The following is a 20726-nucleotide window of genomic DNA, read 5'->3' on the forward strand; positions in this document are numbered from 1 at the left end:
TCGTCGACGGGCGGCACCTTCAACGGCCGCCCGGCTTACGCACCGACAACGAAATGCGGCGCGGCCCGATCGAACCCGGACCCCGCCGCGCCCACGACAGGTCAGCCGACCGCCGCCGCCTTCTTCGTCACCCGCTTGGTCGCCTTGGCAGCGGTGGATTCGGCTCCCCGCGCCGACTTCTTCGCCGGAGCCTTCTTCGCGGCCTGCGGCGCGGGCGGCTGGGCCAGCACCTCCCGGAGAAACTGGCCGGTGTAGCTGCCGGCGACGGCCGCGACATCTTCCGGCGTGCCCTGGGCCACCACGGTGCCGCCGCCGGATCCGCCCTCCGGACCCATATCGATCACCCAGTCGGAGGTCTTGATGACGTCCAGGTTGTGTTCGATGACGATCACCGTGTTGCCCTTGTCCACCAGCCCGTTGATCACGGCGAGCAGCTTGCGGATGTCCTCGAAGTGCAGGCCGGTGGTCGGCTCGTCGAGGATGTACACCGTGCGTCCGGTGGACCGCTTCTGCAGTTCGGCGGCCAGCTTCACGCGCTGCGCCTCGCCGCCGGACAGGGTCGGCGCGCTCTGGCCGAGACGCACGTAGCCGAGCCCGACGTCCACCAGGGTCTTGAGATAGCGGTAGATCGAGGTGACCGGTTCGAAGAACGCCGCGGCCTCCTCGATGGACATGTCCAGCACCTCGGCGATGGTCTTGCCCTTGTAGTGCACCTCGAGGGTTTCCCGGTTGTAGCGGGCGCCATGGCAGACCTCGCACGGGACGTACACGTCCGGCAGGAAGTTCATCTCGATCTTCAGCGTGCCGTCGCCGGAGCAGGCCTCACAGCGGCCGCCCTTGACGTTGAACGAGAACCGGCCCGGCTGGTAACCGCGGACCTTCGCCTCGGTGGTGGCCGCGAACAGCGTGCGGATCTTGTCGAAGACGCCCGTGTAGGTGGCCGGGTTCGACCGCGGCGTGCGGCCGATCGGCGACTGGTCCACCTGCACCAGCTTGTCCAGGTGGTCGAGCCCGTTGACCCGGGTGTGCCGGCCCGGCACCTGCCGCGCGCCGTTGAGCCGGTTCGCCAGCACCGTCGCCAGGATGTCGTTCACCAGCGTCGACTTGCCCGATCCGGATACGCCGGTCACCGCGGTGAGCACGCCGAGCGGGAAGCTGACATCCATGCCTTGGAGATTGTGCTCGCTCGCCCCGACCACGGTGAGCTGCCGCTTCTTGCTGACCGGTCGGCGTACCAGCGGAACCTCGATGCGCTCCCGGCCGGAAAGGTACGCACCGGTGAGCGAGTTCGGATCGGTGAGCAATTCCTCGTACGGGCCGCTGTGCACCACCGTGCCGCCGTGCTCGCCGGCGTACGGGCCGATGTCGACCACCCAGTCCGAGGCGCGGATGGTGTCCTCGTCGTGCTCGACGACGATCAGCGTGTTGCCCAGATTGCGCAGGCGCGTGAGGGTTTCGATGAGCCTGCGGTTGTCCCGCTGGTGCAGGCCGATGGATGGCTCGTCGAGCACGTAGAGCACGCCGACCAGGCCGGAGCCGATCTGGGTGGCGAGCCGGATCCGCTGCGCCTCGCCACCGGAGAGGGTGGCGGCCGCGCGCGAGAGCGACAGGTACTCCAAGCCGACATCGAGCAGGAAACCCAGTCGCGCCTGTACCTCCTTGAGCACCTGCCCGGCGATGGCGGTCTCGCGCTCCCCCAGCGTCAGCGAGTTCAAGAACCGGGAGCATTCGCCGATGGACAGGTCGCTGACGTCGGCGATGGATTTCTTCTCGCCGTTCGCGGCGATGGTGACCGCGAGGATCTCTGGGCGCAGCCGGGCGCCGTTGCACACCGGGCATGGGATGTCGCGCATGTACCCGTCGTAGTGCTCTTTCATCTGCTCGGACTCGGTGTTCTCCATGCGCCGCTGTAAGAACGGCATCACGCCCTCGAAATCCGCGTAGTACGAGCGTTTGCGGCCGTAGCGGTTGGTGTAGGACACGTGCACCTGGTCGGCGCTGCCCTCCAGCACCGCTTTACGCGCCTTCGGCGGGAGGTCCTGCCATGGCGTGTCCATCGAGAAACCGATGGAATCGGCGAGGCCGGACAGCAGCCTGGTGAAGTACTCGGCGGTCTGCCCGCGCGACCACGGGGCGATCGCGCCCTCGTTCAGGCTCAGCGCCGGGTCGGGCACCACCAGATCCGGGTCGACCTCCTTGCGGATGCCGAGGCCGGTGCAGTCCGGGCAGGCGCCGTAGGGCGAATTGAACGAGAACGAGCGCGGCTCCAGGTCCTCGATGTCGAGCGGGTGACCGTTCGGGCAGGCCAGGCGCTCGGAGAAACGGCGCTCCCGGTCGTGCGCGTGCTCGTCGCGGTCGACGAAATCGAGCACGACGATGCCGTCGGCGAGCCGCAACGCGGTCTCGATCGAGTCGGTGAGGCGCTGCTTGGAGTTCGGCTTGACCGCGAGCCGATCGACGACGACCTCGACGTCGTGCTTCTCCTGCTTCTTCAGCTTCGGTGGATCGGTGAGCGGATACACCACGCCGTCCACCCGCACGCGGGAGTAGCCCTGCGTGTTCAGCTGGTCGAACAGGTCGACGAACTCGCCCTTGCGGGTGCGCACCACCGGGGCGAGCACCTGGAAGCGGATGCCCTGCTCCATGGCGAGCACCTGGTCGACGATCTGCTGTGGCGTCTGCTTGGCGATCAGCTCGCCGCACACCGGGCAGTGCGGGGTGCCCGCGCGCGCGTAGAGCAGGCGCAGGTAGTCGTACACCTCGGTGATGGTGCCCACGGTCGACCGGGGGTTGCGGTTGGTCGACTTCTGGTCGATCGACACCGCGGGCGAGAGTCCCTCGATGAAGTCGACGTCGGGCTTGTCCATCTGGCCGAGGAACTGGCGCGCGTAGGCCGATAGCGACTCGACGTAGCGCCGCTGCCCCTCCGCGAAGATCGTGTCGAAGGCCAAACTCGACTTGCCCGAGCCGGACAGACCGGTGAACACGATGAGACTGTCGCGGGGCAGGTCGAGATCGACCCCCTTCAGGTTGTGCTCCCGAGCTCCGCGCACAGTGAGGCGTTCCGCCACAGGCCGTCCCTTCTCCTTCGTGTTCGACGTCCGGACATCCCCCGGCCGCCATGCTAGGCATGGGCACCGACAAGTTTCCCCGACCGCCCGTCACCTCGATGAATGGCGGAACCCTGCGGCCGGACAGTACGGATGGAGCCGGGAAACGGGCCAGGACGCCTCCGTAGCATCGCCCTCCCGGCACCACTGGTCAACAGCACGACGCGGACTGTCATTCCAGCGGGTGGCTATGCGATGCCGCAGGACGGGCCGTGCGGACTTCCGGGCAAGCCGTGCGACCGGTGACGCGTGCGCTGCACGACGCAGGCTATGGCGGATGACGGCGCCGTGGCGGTCGAGCCGTACTCGACCCGACTCGGGGCAGGGACCAGCGGTTATACGTGCAGACAGCAAGTCATCGAGCACACCGATGCGACCGGGCCCAGCGCGTGGCAGACGCACCGGCCGATCTCGGCGCGGAACTGTCCGGCGGTCGACTGCGGACGCCGGCATACGGACGTCGCATGGTGATACAGCTGACGCGACTGCAAGGCGAGCGCGCGGACAGCCGACTAGACTGAGCGAGCTCTGCGGACTCCACCGGCCTCCGGAAACCTCTATGACGGACGTCACTCCCAGCCTCCCGGCCACGGTGCTCGGCACCTTGCGCGTCATCGTGCGGACCGCCGCGCGCCTGGTCGACGCACGCTACGGCGCGTTGGGCGTGCGCGGACACGACCTGCAACTGGTCGAATTCATCCACGAGGGCATCGACGACGCGAGCCGGGCGCGGATCGGCCGGCTGCCCGAGGGACACGGCGTGCTGGGACTGCTGTTCGCGCAACCGGAACCGATCCGGCTGGCGGATCTGTCGAAACATCCCGCGGCGGTGGGATTTCCGCCGCGTCATCCGCCGATGCAGAGCTTTCTCGGCGTCCCGGTGCGGATCGGCGAGGAGATCTTCGGCAACCTGTACCTCACGGAAAAGGCAGGCGGGCAATCGTTCACCGACGACGACGAGTCGATCGTGCTGGCACTGGCCGCCGCGGCGGGCATCGCGATCGAGAACGCAAGGCTGTACGAATCCGCGCGGACCAGGCAGGCATGGATCACGGCGACCCGCGACATCGCGACCGAGTTCCTCGCGGGCACCACGCCGGATCTGGTCCTCGCGCAGGTGGTCGCCCGTGCCCGTGCGCTGACCGGCTCGCAGCAGGCGCTGCTCGCCGTGGTGGCGCCAGGGACGCCGCCCGAGGAGGCCACCGAGCTCCTCGTGGCGCAGTGGTTCGGTCCCGGCCCTGGGCCGCGGCGGGTGCGCATCGCCGACACCGCCACCGGCAAGGCGCTCTGCGAACGCGCGGTGGTGCAGGTGACCGACGCCGGGTCCGTCGATCTGGGCGCACCGATCGGGCCGGCGGGGCCCGCGGTGATCCTGCCGCTGCGGACGGCCGACCTCGTGCTCGGCGTGCTGATCCTCGCGCGTCCACCCGCCTGCGGTACTTACACCGACGACCTGATCGAACTGACCGCGGCCTTCACCGACCAGGCGGCGCTGGCCATGCAGTTGGCCGAGACCCAGCGCAGGATGCGCGAGCTGGACGTACTCGCCGACCGCGACCGCATCGCGCGCGATCTGCACGACCACGTCATCCAGCGGCTGTTCGCGGTCGGTCTCGGGCTGCGGGCCACCGCGGCCCGCACCGACGATCCCGAAGTGCGGCAACGACTTTCGGCCGAGATGGACGGATTGCAGGAGGTGGTGCAGGAAATCCGCACGTCGATCTTCGACCTGCACGGCGGCGACCCCTTGCGGCGGCGGCTCGAGGACGCGATTCGGCAGCAGACCGCGGACGCCGCCTTCCGGACGAGCGTGCGGTTCTCCGGACCGTTGTCGGTGGTGGGTGACGCACTCGCCGATCACGCGGAAGCCGTGGTGCGCGAATCGGTCAGCAACGCGGTGCGTCACTCCGGCGGGAACCGGCTGTTCGTCGAGATCGCCGTCGGTGACGAACTGACCGTCCTCGTCGAGGACAACGGCACGGGCATGCCCGCAGACGTCACGCGCAGCGGCCTGGCCAATCTCGCGCACCGCGCGCATCTGTCGGACGGCCACTGCACCGTGGAACGCGCCGCGAACGGCGGCACCAGGGTCCACTGGTCCGCGCCGCTCGCCTAGCGCGTCAGGCGGGAACGACGAGCGCGAGGTCGTCGTCGTAACGCCGGTACAGCAGCCCTCCGCGGCCGCTGTCCGGGTCGGTGTAGAACAGGAACGGCAATCCCTTGCGGCAGAGCACGTTCGCCGCATCGCCGGGATCGAGGCGCGGGGCCGGTTCCGCGTCGACGACGATCGGGACGGAGCCCGCGATCACCTCCGGCGACCAGACCGGCGGGTACGTCGCGCGCTGCCGGATGAGACGCACACCTTCGGCCGCCCAGTGCACCACGGCGTCTTCGCCGGTCTCGACGTCGGTGAACAGGTGAGCGTCGTAGTCCATCGCGTCCAGCACGGCGATCGCTTCGGCGGGCGTGCAGGTCAGCAAGGCGCAGTGTTTCCTGCGGACGATCTCCCGAGGTTCGCCGACCCGGGCCAGCGCGGGGCGGGCCGGGTCGGGCCAGATCCGGGACTCGTGCGCGGCCATCCGGGCCAGCTGGCGATCGAGGCGTTCGGCGGCGAACGTGCCCGCGAAGCCGCGCGGCCCGGCGACCTGAACCCGCGTGGTGATGTCCCGGCCGGAGATATTGGCCTGCACCACCGTCGGGTCTTCCGGGTCGGAGGGCGCGGTGAGGCGCGCCCGGGCGGCCGCGTCGAGGTGATGTCTGCGCAGGACGCGGCCGATCGCCCGCACCGTCCGGGTCACGTCCATGGCCGGCACGGGTCCTCGGGTGGTCACCGCCACTTCCAGCTCCGCCGCCGTCGCCCAGTGTTCCGACGTGAATCGCCGCCCCGAGGAAACCATCTGTCACGCCCCACTTTCCGGATCGATCCAGTCCACCCCTATGGCATCACCGCAAAGGCGCCGCGAACAGGGCCGAAAGTCACCATCGGCGAATTCGACTGGCGCAGCCTGGATTCAGGCACCTACTCGACACACGACACCATGCACCATCGTACGGACCGCACACGGCGCAATCCACCCGCGCGACGGCGCACTCGGCGTCCGCGAGAACGACCCACCGCGAATATCGTCCGCGGACGCCGCGCTCTGGCCATGGCCGCAAGCGGCGTCAGCGCGTAAAGATGTGGACGGCCAGCAGGTGCGTCCTCGGTGGCGGTCGGGTCGGCATCCGGTCCGGAGGCATGCCGCACTTGCCGCTGGGCAAACCCTCCTCGAGACGCTCCCCGCCCCACCCGCACCGATCCCGGCTGTCGTCATATGATCTTGATTCCGGGGTAAGTCGTTTCGGAACCGGGTAGCGGTGTTCGGGTCGACGCCCGGCAGGATCGCTCCTCCACCGGCCCCGGGCCGCGCACCGTACCCAGCCGCGAACGGTTCTGAAATGAACGCCGGATCGAACCCGAAATAGTGCCGGTACTGTGATCAGAGCAATAGCGTGGTCGGTGTGATCTTGTCCACGTCGATACCACAATAATCCCGTGTTCCAATGGCCATAATGGGGTCGATGATCGGGGGTTCGAGTGGGTGATGACAAGCTAGCCGCCGCGGTCGACGCCGCCGAACAGCTGGCCGCGCGCTACCGCTCCCTGGTCGAGCACACCCCCGACGGGATCTGTGTGCACGAGGGCGGGATGGTCGTCTACGTCAATCCCGCTACCGTCCGGTTGCTCGCCGCCGAGAGCGCCGAGCAGGTGGTCGGCCGGCCGCTGACCGACTTCGTCCATCCGGCCTCGGTCCCCGCGATGCTCGACCGCATCGGCGCGCTCACCGTCGCGGGCACGGCCTCGGCTCCGACCGAAATATCGCTGATGCGGCTGGATGGCGTGCGCGTCCCCGTCGAGACGGTGTCGGTGCTGACCGCTTGGCACGACCGCCTCGCCTATCAGGTGGTCATCCACGACCTGACCGCCCAGCGCGACGCCGAGGCCGCGCAGCGCCGGGCCGAGCACTACTTCACCACGGTGGTCTCCCAGCTGGAGGAGGGTGTCGTGGTGATCGATCCGGAGGGGCGGATCGAATCGATGAATCCGGCGGCCAAACGCATCTTCGGTACCGAGGGGCCCGACCGGCACGTGATCGGCCGCACCATTCAGTCGCTGCCGCTGGTGCTGCTGGACGCCAATGCCCAGCCGCTGCCGCCGAGCCGCCATCCCGTCGCACGTACCCTCGCCACGGGCGAGACCATCACCGGCTACGTCTTCGGCGTCGACCTCGTCGACGGCCAGCGCCGCTGGCTGTCGGGCAGCAGCCGCCTGCTCAATCCCGGCGACGCGCGTTCGTCGGCGGTCTCCTCTTTTGCCGACATCACCGAGTTCCGTGCCAGCAGGCGGCAACTGGAGTACCAGGCCACGCACGATTCGCTGACCGGCCTGGCCAACCGCTCCCTGATCCTGTCCCAGCTGGCCGCCGCGCTGGCCAGCACCGATGAGCTGCTGCCGGTGTCCACCGTGCTGTTCATCGACCTGGACGGGTTCAAGGCGATCAACGACACGCTCGGGCATGCCATCGGCGACACCGTGCTGCAGATCGTCGCGCAGCGCCTGCAACGCGCGCTGCGCGGTGACGACATCGTCGGCAGGCTCGGCGGTGACGAGTTCCTCGTGCTGTTGTCCGGGGTCACCCGGCGGGTCGACATCGACGTGCTGGTGGCCCGGCTCCGTTCCACCATGGCCGAGCCGATCATCGCCCGCGGGCACCGCATCCAGGTGAACGCGTCGATCGGGGTCACCGAGCTGAACGCGGGCGACCGGCGCACCCCGGAGGCCGTGCTGCACGACGCGGACCTGGCGATGTACCGCGCGAAGCCGCCGGGACGCCGGGACGGCGCCGCCGCTTCGGTCCGCAGACCGAACAGCACCCACGCCTCCTGACGGGTTCGGCGCATGATCATCGAACACGCCCTGCTGCCCGTCCGCCCGGAGTCGGCCGCCGACTTCGAGGCCGCCTTCGCCGCGGCGCGGCCGATCATCGCGAGCATGCCCGGATTCCGATCGCTGTCGCTGTCGCGCGGCATCGAGTCGCCGGGCAGCTACCTGCTCCGGGTGGAGTGGGACCACCTCGACGATCACGTCGCCGGATTCCGCGGCTCCCCGGAATACCAGCGCTGGAAGGATCTCTTGCATCACTTCTACGACCCGTTCCCGGTGGTCGAGCACTTCGCGCCGGTGCTGCCCGCCGCGGCCGACGACCAAGCCGCCTGCTCGCCGTCATGGGTGTCACCTGCGACTACGGCGAGCCCTCCGCAACCCCAGTAAACTCGACAACTCTGCTTTCCGAGCGTTCACCTGCCCGGCCGGGTAGTGTGCTCGCGGCTCTTCGCGGTGACAAGGAGTTCCGTTTTGCCCGACCTCACTCAGGACCGTGCCGCCCATTCCGGCACCCCCGAGCGGATCCGCGAGACCGAACAGGAACAGGCCTACCTGTCGGTGCTGTACGACCGGCTGGACGAGATGCGCGCCTACGCGCGCAACCGGCTGCGCACGGTCCTGCTGGAGACCGGCGGCACCCCGCAGGCCCGCAGCGAACGGGAGTCCTTCACCCAGCTCTACACCGAGGACCTGGCGAAATACGACGCCGCCGAACACGGGCTGTGCTTCGGCCGCATCGACCTCGACGGTGACCAGGAGGAGTACCGCTACATCGGCAGGCTCGGCATCCTGGACGAACAGGACGACTACGAGAGCCTGCTGCTGGACTGGCGCGCCCCGCTGGCCCGGCCGTTCTACCTGGCCACCACCGCGGCCCCGGACGGCGTGACCCGCCGCAGGCACATCCGCTCGCGCAACCGCACGGTGACCGCGATCAACGACGAATACCTGGACCTGGAGGCCGCGCGCCGGGCCGGCGTCACCGCGGGCGACGGCGGTGTCGGCAGCGAGAGCGCGCTGCTGGCCGCGCTCAACGCCGCCCGCACCGGCCACATGAACGACATCGTCGAGACGATCCAGCACGAGCAGGACGCGATCATCCGCTCCGAGCACAAGAGCGTGCTCGTCGTCCAAGGCGGACCGGGCACCGGCAAGACCGCCGTAGCGCTGCATCGCGCCGCCTATCTGCTCTACACCTACCGCCAGCAGCTGGCCAAGAGCGGCGTGCTGATCATCGGGCCGAACGCCACCTTCCTGGACTACATCGGCCAAGTACTCCCGTCCCTCGGCGAGACGGGAGTCCTGCTGTCCACCATCGGCAACCTCTACCCGGGCGTGCGGGCGACCCGCGAGGACTCGCTGCGCGCGGGCGAGATCAAGGGTTCGCTGGCGATACTCGACGTGCTCAAGCAGGCGGTGCGCGACCGTCAGGAGGTGCCCGCCGAACCGATCCGGCTGAGCTTCGACGGATATCCGGTCCTGCTGGACCGCAAGATCGTCACCAAGGCTCGTGGCCGCGCGCGGTCCTCGCGCCGCCCGCACAATCTGGCCCGGCCGATCTTCGCGGCCTCGGTGATCGACGCGCTGACCGACCAGCTCGCGCGCACCATGGGCGCCGACCTCTCCGGTGGTCCCAGCCTGCTCAGTTCGGCCGACCTCACCGAGATCGGCGACGAGATGCGCGCCGACCCGCAGATCCAGGCCGCCATCAGCGAGCTGTGGCCGATTCTGTCGCCGCAGGACGTCCTCGCCGACCTGCTCGCCGACCCGAAGCGGCTGGACCGGGCGGCGAGCTCACTGGATCCGGCCGACCGCGCCGAACTGCTGCGCCCGGACAACGGCCAGTTCAGCGCCGCCGACGCGCCGCTGCTGGACGAGCTCGCCGAATTGCTCGGTGTGGACGACACCGAGGAGCGCGAGCGCGCCCGTCGCCGCTGGCGCGCCCAGCTCGCCGAGGCGCAGGACGCGCTGGACATCCTGACCGGCTCCGCACCGCAGGATCTCGAAGACGAGCTCGACCCCGAGATCCTCATGGCCTACGACCTGATCGACGCGAGCCAACTGGCCGAACGCCAGGACGTGCGCACCCGGCAGACCACCGCGGAACGCGCCGCGGGCGACCGGACCTGGACCTACGGGCACGTCATCGTGGACGAGGCGCAGGAATTGTCGGAGATGGCCTGGCGCATGGTGATGCGGCGCATCCCGAACCGGTGGGTCACCGTGGTCGGCGACGTCGCGCAGACCGGCGACCCCGCGGGCACGTCCTCATGGCAGCGGATGCTGGAACCCTACGTCGCCACCCGGTGGAAGCTGACCGAGCTGACCGTCAACTACCGCACCCCCGCCGAAGTCATGGACGTCGCGGCCGACGTCCTCGCCGCGATCGATCCCACCGCGTCCGCGCCGCGGTCGGTCCGCGAGACCGGCGTCGCGCCCCGCGCCTACCGGGTCGCTTCCGGCGACGTGCACGCGCAGGTCGCTCGGCTCGTCGCCGCCGAGACCGGCCCCGGCACGACGGCGGTGATCGCGCCGCACGCGCTGGTGGCGCGGCTGGGCGACCTCGCGGGCGAGTCGGTGCGGGTGCTGACCGTGCACGAGGTGAAGGGCCTGGAATTCGACGCGGTGTATCTGGTCGAGCCGCAGAGCATTCTCGACGAATCGCCGCGCGGGCTCAACGATCTCTACGTCGCGCTCACCCGCGCGACCCAGCGGCTGGGTGTGGTGCACAGCGCCGAGTTGCCGGAGGTGCTCGACCGGCTGCGCTGAATAGCACAGCCCGCCGACGACGAAAGGCCCCGTGTCGCATCATGCTTCGCGATGGACACGGAGCCTCGTAGGCAGTTCCGCCTCGACCGGGGCTGCCTGCGGCGCGATGGGCTAGGCGCGGGGTTCTTCCGGGCGGCGAGCCCGTGGCAGGACGCCGACTCGATCCGGCAGTACTGGTCGTGCTCGCCGTCGAGGTCGATCCGACCGAAGCAAAGCCCGTGTTCGGCCGCGGCGTCGTATTTCGCCAGGTCCTCGGTGAGAGCTGGGTCTCCCGTAGACCAACCAGCTCAGCGCACGGTGTGCACGATCAGCACGTCCGAGCGCGACTTGCGCGCCACGTCGGACGGCACCGAACCGAGCAGCCTGCCGGTCAGCGTGTTCAGACCACGGTTGCCGACCACCAACAGGTCCGCGTCGACCTCCTTGACCAGCGCCAGCAGCGACTCCACCGGCTCACCGACCACGGCGCGCTCGATGATGTCCGCGGCGCCCGCCGCGATGGCCTTGTCGCGCGCGATGCGCAGGATCTCGTTGGTCGGCGCGGAACCGCGAACCTGGTAGGCCTCCTCCTTGAGGACATCGGCGGCGACGGCGACATCGCGATCGTCGGTCGGGTAGTACGCGCAGGCCACGACCAGCGTCGCGCCGGAGACGCCGGCCAGAGCGCCGGCCTTCTCGACGGCGACATACGACGAGTCCGAGCCATCGGTACCGACGACAATGGTCCGGTAGGCGGTCATTCTCTCCTCCAACTATGCGGTGGGTCGGGTGCCGCGCGCGGGGTCTCCCGGCCAGGTCGGGGCATCGGCGCGGCGACTGGGGTCGACCATAGCGGCAAACGAAGCGGAAATTTCCGAAATCGCAAGACATCACACTCGGGGTGTTCGACGATTCCCGCTGCGGTTTCACCGGAGAATGCCGGAAAGGGCCCGAGCAACCAGCACCGACCCAATTCCGGCGAAGTAAACCTGTGATGTGCCACAACGGAATCGAACGGGATTGCTGCGCTGGGATATTCGTCACAGGGCCAGGTACATCACACGCGGATCGGCCCGCCCCGGCCGCGTGAATCACGCACCGGGACGGGCCGATCGAGCCTGGGCTACCGTGCCGCTACGGCCACTGCCGATAGTTGGCCCAGAATATGCCGAGAATCGCACCGATGATGTCCATGTCTTCCTCTTCCCGCGATAAAAGGACGTGCAATATTAGCGCGCCGACCGGGCTAGAGGTCGAAAAGCGGCCCGGTGATGGTCAATCCGAGTTCGTCCACGTGCGCGAAGAACGCGAACAGCATCAGGGCGGCGCCCGACAGGGCGAGATCCTTGTTGAACTGGATCATCTCTTGCTGCCTGGCGTGCGGGTCGGTCTCCTTCCAGAACCCATGCATCAGGAAGGCGGTCGGCAGCACCATGACCACCAGCAGCAACGACCCGAGATCGGCCCACACGCCGAGCAACACACTCAGACCACCGAGCGCCAGCAGTACGCCCGAGACGAGCACGGCGTACTTCGGCATGGGCACGCCCCGGCTCTGCGTGTACCCCGTCATCGCCTCGGTCTGGGTGAAGTGCCCGAGCGCGGAGCTCAGGAACAGCACCACGAACAGCACCCGCCCGATCAACACCACTACGTCCATATGCGGCTCCTCGTCGGCGGTCCGGCAACTATCTCGTGGTCGGCATGACCTTTGCAGTGACCTCGTCGCGGGACCGTAGCGAATACTTGGCATATTCCAGCGGAGCCATACCCACTTCCGCGGTGAACTCACGGGAGAAGTGCGCCTGGTCGAAGTAGCCCAGCTCCGCGGCCAGCGCGGCGAGATCTTCGGTACGGCCCTTGGCCAGCAGATCGGCGCCGTCCTGCAACCGATAACGCCGCAGCACCCATTTCGGGCCCGCCCCGACGTATCGGCGGAACATGCGCTGCAGCGTACGAGCGGGCACACCGAAGCGGTCGGCGATCTGGTCGACCCTGGTCAACTCCTGGTCGGTGGCCATGGCGTCGACGATGCGCAGCACCAGCCGGTAGGTCGGGTCGTCGACCGCGGGCCTGCCCGTGAGGTACTCCTCGACGACGGCGCGGCGCCGTTCGTCGGTGGGTGCGTCGAGCACCCGCTCGGTCAAACCGGCCGCGTCGGGCATGACGTCGGTGATGGCCACGACGCGGTCGCGAAACGAGCCCACGTCGAGCCCGGTGAACGCCCCGAAACCGCCCGCCCGGAAGCGGATACCGAATGTCTCCCCTACCCCGCTGAGTTCGCGAATGAATTTGGTGGTGCGCACACCGTTGACGAATCCACCGGTACGCGTGGCGGATCGCTCGAAGGTGACGTTCACGCTCGGATAGGACAGCACCTCGGCGCGATACGGCGTCCGGCCGCGCAGATCCCAGCGCACCGCCCAGTACCACTCGACGTAGCGGTCCACCGCATTGCTCGGCGGCAAACGAAGCAACGAGCGATGTGCGGCCTGCTCGGCCGGATGCAGAATGCCTTTGGTGTCGGTGGGCACCAAGGGATTGCGCGACGGCTGTGGCTCGGCGGATTCGGCGTTATCGCGCACGGTGTCGCTTTCTTACAAGACCCGCCGACCACGATCGACAAAAGTTGTGGTCATGACGAACACAGTGAATCCCATCGCCGACGGCTACCACTCGATCACCTGCTTTCTCGCTGTCGGTGACGGCAACAAAGCCATTGATTTCTACACCGCCGTCTTCGGGGCCGAAGTGCTCGGCCGTAACGACCTGCCCGACGGTCAGCCCGCGCATGCGGAGCTGAAGATCGGCGATTCGACCCTGCAATTGGGGATGCCGATCCCGGACAACGGCGTGCTCGCCCCGAACGGCGAGTGGGTGCACACCTCGATCGTGCACTACTGCCCCGATGTCGACGCGGTCGTGCGGCGCGCGGTCGAGCACGGCGCCCGCAGCGCCGAAGAACCGCAGACCTTCGTGAGCGGCGATCGCTACGGCGTGATCATCGATCCGTTCGGCCACCGCTGGGCGGTGCTGACCAAGGTCGAGGACGTTTCGCGCGAGGAAGCCGAGCGCCGCGTCAACGAATGGATGGCCACTCAGGCCTGACGGCCCCGCTGCCTCCGCGGCTGGGCGGTGCCCGGTCCGCGGAGGTAGAGCGTCGAACGCCGAACTCGACGCCAAGTCCACGTCATGCGGCAGCACCGCCAGGGTGCGCCGGTCTCCGACGCTCAGCACGGTGACGACCTGGCGACGTACCGCACGAAGCCGCCCGAGCACAGCGAGGGCGCCGCACCGAGGACGGCGCGCGAGCGCCGCCGTGTGGAACACAGCGCGACTCAACTCAATCCGGCGGCGTCCATGCCGCGCAATTCCTTCTTCAGGTCCGCGATCTCGTCGCGCAACCGGCCGGCGAGTTCGAACTGCAACTCCCTGGCCGCGTTCATCATCTGATCGGTGAGTTCTTTGACGAGGTCGGCGAGTTCGGCACGCGGCATCGACTTGACGTCGCGGCCCTCATACACACCCGCGCTGACCGCCCGGCCCGGCTCGCCCTGGGCGCGCCTGCCGCGGCTGACATTGCGGCCGGAGCCGCCGACCTCCACCTCGGTCTCGTCGGCCTCCCGGTACACCTGGTCGAGGATGTCGGCGATCTTCTTGCGCAACGGCTTCGGATCGATGCCCATCTCCTCGTTGTAGGCGACCTGCTTGGCCCGGCGGCGTTCGGTCTCGTCGATGGCATACCGCATGGAGTCGGTGATCTTGTCCGCGTACATGTGCACTTCGCCGGAGACGTTGCGCGCGGCGCGTCCGATCGTCTGGATCAGCGCCGTGGTGCTGCGCAGGAACCCCTCCTTGTCCGCGTCGAGGATCGCCACCAGCGACACCTCGGGCAGGTCGAGGCCCTCGCGCAGCAAGTTGATGCCCACCAGCACGTCGTATTCACCGAGCCGCAACTGTCGCAGCAACTCGACGCGGCGCAGGGTGTCGATCTCCGAGTGCAGATAGCGCACCCGGATCCCGAGCCCGAGCAGATAGTCGGTGAGATCCTCGGACATCTTCTTCGTGAGCGTGGTGACCAGAACCCGTTCGTCGCGCTCGGTGCGTTCGCGGATCTCGTGGATCAGGTCGTCGATCTGGCCCTTGGTCGGCTTCACCACGACCTTGGGATCGACCAAGCCGGTCGGCCGGATGACCTGCTCGACCACCTCGCCGCCGGTCTGCCCGAGCTCGTACGGGCCGGGCGTGGCCGACAGATAGACCGTCTGGCCGATGCGGTCGGCGAACTCCTCCCAGGTGAGCGGCCGGTTGTCCACCGCGGACGGCAGGCGGAACCCGTATTCCACCAGATTGCGCTTGCGGGACATATCGCCCTCGTACATGCCGCCGATCTGCGGCACGGTGTTGTGGGACTCGTCGATGACGAGCAGGAAATCCTCCGGGAAGTAGTCCAGCAGCGTGGCGGGAGCCGAACCGGCCGGGCGCCCGTCGATGTGGCGCGAATAGTTCTCGATGCCGGAGCAGAATCCGACCTGCCGGATCATCTCCAGGTCGTACTGGGTGCGCATGCGCAGGCGCTGCGCCTCCAGCAATTTGCCCTGGCGCTCCAGTTCGGCGAGCCGCTCCTCGAGCTCGGCCTCGATATCGCGCACCGCGCGCTCCATCCGCTCCGGCCCGGCCACGTAGTGGGTGGCCGGGAAGATCCGCAGCGTGTCGACCTGGCGGACCACGTCGCCGGTGAGCGGGTGCAGGTAGTACAGCGCCTCGATCTCGTCACCGAAGAACTCGATGCGGACGGCGAGTTCCTCGTAGGACGGAATGATCTCCACGGTGTCACCGCGCACCCGGAACGAGCCTCGGGTGAACGCCATGTCGTTGCGGGTGTACTGCACGTCGACCAGCAGCCGCAGCAGCGCGTCCCGGTCGATCTCGCCGCCCACCTGCAACTGCACCGACCGGTCGAGATACGACTGCGGCGTGCCGAGGCCGTAGATGCACGACACCGACGCGACCACCACGACGTCGCGCCGGGACAGCAGGCTGGAGGTCGCCGAATGGCGCAGCCGCTCGACATCGTCGTTGATCGAGCTGTCCTTCTCGATGTAGGTGTCGGTCTGGGCGATGTACGCCTCGGGTTGGTAGTAGTCGTAGTAGGAGACGAAGTACTCGACGGCGTTGTTCGGCAGCATCTCGCGCAGTTCGTTGGCCAACTGGGCGGCCAGCGTCTTGTTCGGCGCCATCACCAGGGTCGGCCGCTGCAGCCGCTCGATCAGCCAGGCCGTGGTGGCCGATTTGCCGGTGCCGGTGGCGCCGAGCAGCACCACGTCGCGCTCCCCCGCCTTGATCCTGCGCTCCAGCTCCTCGATCGCGGCGGGCTGGTCACCGGCCGGCTGATGTTCGCTGACCACCTCGAACCGGCCGCCGACGCGTTGGATCTCGCCGACCGGGCGGAACTCCGAGCGCGCGAGCGGCTGCTCGGCGACCCTGTCCTCGTAGCCCTCCGCCGGAATCTCGGTTGCGAATGCCATGCTCACCAGCCTAGGCCCAGCCACCGACAGATTCCGCTGCGGGAAATCACGGCATCACGCTCCCCTGGATGTAGCCGGCCGATTACCGCACCCGGCTCGACGCGTCCGGGGCGGCGGTAGATTCTTGATGCATGACGCAGGCACCTTCCGTCGACGTGCACCGGCCCAAAGTCGAGTACTTCAATATCGCCGACCTGACCAATACGGACCCGAAAGGCTTCGTGCGCCCGGTCGAGCGATACCACGTCGAGCCGTGGGGTCTGTATATGGCGCGCACCTCGGATCATCCGCAATTCCACTACATCGAGTCCTGGCTGCTGCCGAAGCTGTTCCTCCGCGCGACCGTCTTCCACTACCTGCCCACCCATCGGCGCGACCAGGACTACTACCTCGACGTCGGGGAATTCACCGTGGTCGCCCCGAAGAAGTGGAAATCCGTCGACCACTATCTCGACATCGTCGTGCGCTCGTCGCGGGAAACCCAGCTGCTCGACGTCGACGAACTGTTCGCCGCGCACGCCGCCGGACTGGTCACCCTCGCCGAGGCCGAGGCCGCCGTGCAGCACGCGACCGCCGCCATCGACGGCATCGCCGCCAACGGCCACACCTTCGAGGGGTGGATGGAGTCCATGGACATCGCCCTGACCTGGCTGTAAGCACTCCAGCTCTAGCGGTCCCGCCAAGCCAGCGCCCGCGCATAGGCGGCGTCGAACCACGGCTCCTTGACCGCGAGGTAGGCCGAAGTCGCCTCCGCCCCGGTCAACCCCGCGGCCTTGGCCTCGCCCTCGCGTTTCACCGCGACATATTCCGCGCGGGCGGCGGAGTCGGCGCGCAGCCAGTCGCGCAGCAGCAGTGCGTACCGCTGACCGGGCGAGCCCTCGGCCCGCAGGTGCACGTTGGCCAACCGGCCCGGGTCGGCGTTCTGGTGGAATCGCTTGGTCCACAGCGCGGTGTCGACACCCGCCGGGTCCTGCGGCGTCGGCTTGGGATTGTCCCGGGTGTTCTCCGGCCGGACCGGGAAACCGGCGGCGCCGAGCGCGTCCCGCAGGTCGTCGGCAGCGGCCAGATCGGGGACCGTGATCTGCAGATCGATCACGTCCTTGGCGGGCAGCCCCGGCACCGAGGTGGAGCCGATGTGGTCGATCCGGGACGCGGCGGCGCCGCAGGCCACCCACAGCCGGGCGATCAGCCGCTGCGCCTGCGTGGGCCAGTCCGGGTTCGGCGGCACGATCCGCACCTCGCCGCGTCGCGCGGTGGTCCCGGTCCGCAGGTTGCGCTCGAACGGCACCAGCCGCTGCGTCCACAGCGTGCGCACTTCGGCCTCGACCTCTCCGGGCGCGCCGCTGTTGTCCAGCAAAACGTCGGCAACTGCTCGGCGTTGCTCGTCGGTGGCCTGCGTCGAAATACGCGCTCGGGCATCGGCTTCCGCGATACCGCGAAATTCGACAAGGCGGCGGATGCGCGTTTCGGCGTCGACATCCACGACGAGAACGAGATTCATCAGTGGTGCAAGACCGTTTTCCACCAAGAGCGGAATATCTTGCACCACAATAGCGTCCGGCGGTGCCGCGGCGATCAATTCCGCGGTGCGCTTTCCGACCAATGGGTGGGTAATCGAATTCAGTTTCGCCCGTGCGGCGTCGTCACCGAATGCCTTGGCCGCCAACGCGGGGCGGTCGAGAGTTCCGTCCGCGGCGAGAATATCGGCACCGAAAGCCTCGACCAGCGCCGCGAGACCCTCGGTGCCCGGCGCGACCACCTCCCTGGCGATCAGATCCGAGTCGATGACCACCGCACCGAGGTCCGCGAGGACCCGGGCCACCGTCGACTTGCCCGCTCCCATGCCTCCGGTGAGGCCGATTCGTAACACTCGACCAGTCTTGCATCCGGCCGCGGCCCTCGCCCGCGCCGCCCCGATCTCCTCCGCCGAAGGCGTACCGCGCGGCGCCCCGGCGGCGCCAACGACCCGATGGACAGCAATGAGCCCGATTACCCAATGCGGCCGCGCATTCCACCACTCCTACCGCCATTTGCCCGATCCGTGACTGTGCCGAGACCGATTCGCAACAATTCCGGAGGTTTCCCGTTCGACCGGACGAGTTTCCGACACGCCGAGGCAATTACTCGCGCAAAATACTTTGGCGAGCACTTTCGTTCGGCTAATCTTCGCCGTGGCGATCCAGGCCGACACCAGCAAAGCAAAGGAACAACATTGGGCACCAGAATCAACCAGACGGGTCGCCACCGCCTGGGTATGGCGGGGCGAGTGCACTGCATTCGGATCCCTGCTGTGGCGGCGGCGCTCGCCGAGCACCGTCGCTCTTGGTTCACCGCGTTCATCAGTCCCGCGCGGCACAGTTTCGCCGCCACGCGGAAGCGCTCGACCACACCCGTGGTCCGTTGGGTACCTGCAACAGCCAGCTGAACCCCCGATGTCGAAGTGGCCCAGCCCCTCGCCAGGGCTGGGCCACTCTGCTGTGCGCGGCGGCCTGTGTCGCGCTACCCGCGGATTACAACTTTTCGACGATTTCCACGCTGGTCGTCCACAAATCCTCGCCTTTGGCGATGTCATAGGACTCGGCGGAGGACTTGATCTCCCGTCGACCGGAGAAATATCGCCCGGTCGTCCCGGCCAATTCGGGTGCGAGCACGAGTCGAGCCAGTGCGGCGCCCGAACGGCGGGGGGTATGAACATTGATTCCCGGGACGATCGTCAGCGCGGGAAGTAGATAGCGCCAGGCCCAGCCTTGGATTCCGCGATAATCCCGGCCGAGCCCGGTACCTGGCATGAGACCCGGATCGAAAGCGTTCACGGTAACGGTGGGCGGAATGGTTCCGGTGTCGAGATGCCGGGCGAATTCGTAGGTCGCCAGAACGTTGCAGAGTTTCGAGGTGGTGTACCGGCGGCGACCGGCCAGGCCGGCGCCGATCCCCTCGGAGTCGTCCGGATAGGCCAGGTCCCGCGCCGTCGTATAGACCGGCCGAGGCATGCCGGTGGGTTTGGCCGGGTCGTGAGTGTCGCTGGCGACGAAGACGATTCGTCCCGGCGTGGCCAGTGTGGGCAGAAGTTCACCGACCAGCAGAAAATGCGCGAGGTGGTTGACCGCGAAGGTCTGCTCGATGCCATCGACGGTGCGCACGGTGCCCGACACGATCTGGGTACCCGCATTGCAGACGATCGCGTGCAGCGGCGGCAACCCCAACTCGCCGAACCCACGCGCGAAGCGACGCACAGCGGACAGCGACGCCAAATCGAGGGACATTCCCACGGCCCGGTCACCGAGCCGAGCCGCGGCCGCGTTCACCGCGTCGGCGCCCCGACCGGTGATGACGACGACCTGATCCGGGTCGCGGCGGAGAATCGCTTCGGCGGTCCGATAGCCGAGACTGCCGGTGCCCCCGGTGATCAGCACGGTGCGCTGATCGCTCATGCCGGCGCCTCGCTCACGCTCAGTTCCGGCCCGAGCGATTGCCCGGCTACGTCTCTGGTTCGCTCGCTCATGCCGATTGCCCTTTCGTGCGGTGAGCACGCGCGATCGCGGCGGGCGCGAGCGCCCACAGCGCGGTGAGGAGATCGCCGTACATGGTCTGCAAGTCGGTGTCGCCGGGTTCGAGCTGCGTGGCGAAGAAACAACCGTCGGAGAACGCGACGGCGAATCGTGCCAGCTCTTCGGCTGCTCGCCGCGCGATCTCGGGTTCGACCGCGTCCGCCAGCATCCCGGCGATCGCCTCGGCGAAGTAGCTCCGCGCGCGCTCGCGCACCCGCTGAACCAGCTCGGCGGCCGCCTCATCCGCACCGCCCTCCAGCGCGAGCATGTAGAACAACCGCAGGAAAAGCGGATGGCCGGTGACGGCGGTCGCGCCGCGGCGCCGCACCTGCGCCGCACGCTCGTCGACATCGCCCGTGAGGTCGTCCCAGCGCGGCAGCGCACCGAACCAGCGCGCCGCTCCGCGTTCCATCACCGCGGCCAGCAGCCCTTCCTTGCTGCCGAAGTGCCAGTACAGCGAGGTAGCCGCGACGCCGACTTCCGTGCAGATCGCCGACACCGAGGTGCCCGCGTATCCGCGTTCGCTCATCAGCCGTTCCGCCACGTCGAGAAATTGCTCCCTCGACGGTGCGGCACTCTTGTCCTCCACCGCGGCACCGGGCTTCTTTGCCATATTCTCACTGTAGGGATCGTTACATACAACGTCAAGGTCGTCCCGGGCAATCACCGAAGCAGCTCCCTCACAGGGCTTTCGACTCGCGTTCGAAGTCAGCCCGTAACCTCGCGGCGGCCGCGTTTCTCGCCGGAGTGGGCAGCACAGCCAGAGCCGGTACCGCTCCGGCACCGACATACGAGGTAACGCGACTCTGTGGACGTCGCGGCATCGCTCCTGCTCGACGTGCTCGCCATCAAGCTCGCGGACGAGCCG

General features: G+C 68.2%; 14 protein-coding genes and 1 pseudogene. 6 read left to right on the forward strand and 9 right to left on the reverse strand.

Annotated features, from left to right (window positions below; translation table 11 throughout):
• Positions 1 to 101: 101 nt before the first annotated feature.
• Positions 102 to 3071 carry an excinuclease ABC subunit UvrA gene (gene uvrA, locus ACWPXK_RS27070; protein WP_454198988.1) on the reverse strand — a complete coding sequence of 990 codons (2970 nt, stop codon included), beginning with the start codon at positions 3069 to 3071 and terminating at the stop codon, positions 102 to 104.
• A gap of 598 nt (positions 3072 to 3669) precedes the next feature.
• Between uvrA and ACWPXK_RS27075 the strand changes: the two genes are divergently transcribed.
• Positions 3670 to 5226, forward strand: coding sequence for a GAF domain-containing protein (locus ACWPXK_RS27075; protein WP_454198989.1), 1557 nt, complete (start codon positions 3670 to 3672; stop codon positions 5224 to 5226).
• A gap of 4 nt (positions 5227 to 5230) precedes the next feature.
• Here the strand turns inward: ACWPXK_RS27075 and ACWPXK_RS27080 are convergent, their stop codons facing one another.
• A complete protein-coding gene (locus ACWPXK_RS27080; RefSeq protein WP_454198990.1) occupies positions 5231 to 6007 on the reverse strand; it encodes a sigma 54 modulation/S30EA ribosomal C-terminal domain-containing protein in 777 nt (258 codons plus the stop codon).
• Positions 6008 to 6687: 680 nt separating this feature from the next.
• Between ACWPXK_RS27080 and ACWPXK_RS27085 the strand changes: the two genes are divergently transcribed.
• The 3 genes and pseudogenes from ACWPXK_RS27085 to ACWPXK_RS27095 all read left to right on the forward strand — a co-directional run bounded on the left by ACWPXK_RS27085 (position 6688) and on the right by ACWPXK_RS27095 (position 10803).
• Positions 6688 to 8037 (forward strand): diguanylate cyclase domain-containing protein, encoded by a 1350-nt coding sequence (locus tag ACWPXK_RS27085; protein ID WP_454198991.1) that lies wholly within the window; start codon positions 6688 to 6690, stop codon positions 8035 to 8037.
• A gap of 12 nt (positions 8038 to 8049) precedes the next feature.
• Positions 8050 to 8334, forward strand: a pseudogene (locus ACWPXK_RS27090) (antibiotic biosynthesis monooxygenase family protein); the annotation flags it as partial.
• A gap of 222 nt (positions 8335 to 8556) precedes the next feature.
• The gene (locus tag ACWPXK_RS27095) at positions 8557 to 10803 is read left to right on the forward strand and encodes a HelD family protein (protein WP_454199148.1); all 2247 of its coding nucleotides are present in this window, start codon (positions 8557 to 8559) and stop codon (positions 10801 to 10803) included.
• A 287-nt stretch (positions 10804 to 11090) separates the two neighbouring features.
• Here the strand turns inward: ACWPXK_RS27095 and ACWPXK_RS27100 are convergent, their stop codons facing one another.
• The 3 genes from ACWPXK_RS27100 to ACWPXK_RS27110 form a co-directional block, all read right to left on the reverse strand.
• Positions 11091 to 11543, reverse strand: coding sequence for a universal stress protein (locus tag ACWPXK_RS27100; RefSeq protein ID WP_454198992.1), 453 nt, complete (start codon positions 11541 to 11543; stop codon positions 11091 to 11093).
• Positions 11544 to 12028: 485 nt separating this feature from the next.
• Complete coding sequence (locus ACWPXK_RS27105) at positions 12029 to 12442, reverse strand: DoxX family protein (RefSeq protein ID WP_454198993.1); 414 nt, start codon at positions 12440 to 12442, stop codon at positions 12029 to 12031.
• Between the two features lie 28 nt (positions 12443 to 12470).
• A complete protein-coding gene (locus ACWPXK_RS27110; RefSeq protein WP_454198994.1) occupies positions 12471 to 13367 on the reverse strand; it encodes an AraC family transcriptional regulator in 897 nt (298 codons plus the stop codon).
• Positions 13368 to 13419: 52 nt separating this feature from the next.
• On the opposite strand from ACWPXK_RS27110, the gene ACWPXK_RS27115 reads away from it, so the two are divergent.
• On the forward strand, positions 13420 to 13890 hold the full coding sequence (locus ACWPXK_RS27115; RefSeq protein WP_454198995.1) for a VOC family protein: 471 nt from the start codon (positions 13420 to 13422) through the stop codon (positions 13888 to 13890).
• A gap of 230 nt (positions 13891 to 14120) precedes the next feature.
• Here ACWPXK_RS27115 and uvrB read toward each other — a convergent pair whose 3' ends face one another.
• Positions 14121 to 16310, reverse strand: a complete 2190-nt coding sequence (gene uvrB, locus ACWPXK_RS27120) for an excinuclease ABC subunit UvrB (protein WP_454198996.1) — start codon at positions 16308 to 16310, stop codon at positions 14121 to 14123.
• Between the two features lie 131 nt (positions 16311 to 16441).
• On the opposite strand from uvrB, the gene ACWPXK_RS27125 reads away from it, so the two are divergent.
• Complete coding sequence (locus ACWPXK_RS27125) at positions 16442 to 16966, forward strand: DUF402 domain-containing protein (RefSeq protein WP_454198997.1); 525 nt, start codon at positions 16442 to 16444, stop codon at positions 16964 to 16966.
• Between the two features lie 11 nt (positions 16967 to 16977).
• Here the strand turns inward: ACWPXK_RS27125 and coaE are convergent, their stop codons facing one another.
• The 3 genes from coaE to ACWPXK_RS27140 form a co-directional block, all read right to left on the reverse strand.
• Positions 16978 to 18180 (reverse strand): dephospho-CoA kinase, encoded by a 1203-nt coding sequence (coaE, locus tag ACWPXK_RS27130; RefSeq protein WP_454198998.1) that lies wholly within the window; start codon positions 18178 to 18180, stop codon positions 16978 to 16980.
• A 640-nt stretch (positions 18181 to 18820) separates the two neighbouring features.
• Entirely contained in the window at positions 18821 to 19741 is a 921-nt protein-coding gene (locus tag ACWPXK_RS27135) for an SDR family NAD(P)-dependent oxidoreductase (RefSeq protein WP_454198999.1), read from the reverse strand.
• Positions 19742 to 19808: 67 nt separating this feature from the next.
• Positions 19809 to 20471 carry a TetR/AcrR family transcriptional regulator gene (locus tag ACWPXK_RS27140; RefSeq protein ID WP_454199000.1) on the reverse strand — a complete coding sequence of 221 codons (663 nt, stop codon included), beginning with the start codon at positions 20469 to 20471 and terminating at the stop codon, positions 19809 to 19811.
• Positions 20472 to 20726 lie beyond the last annotated feature (255 nt).

This window comes from Nocardia sp. Marseille-Q1738 (assembly GCF_965283145.1).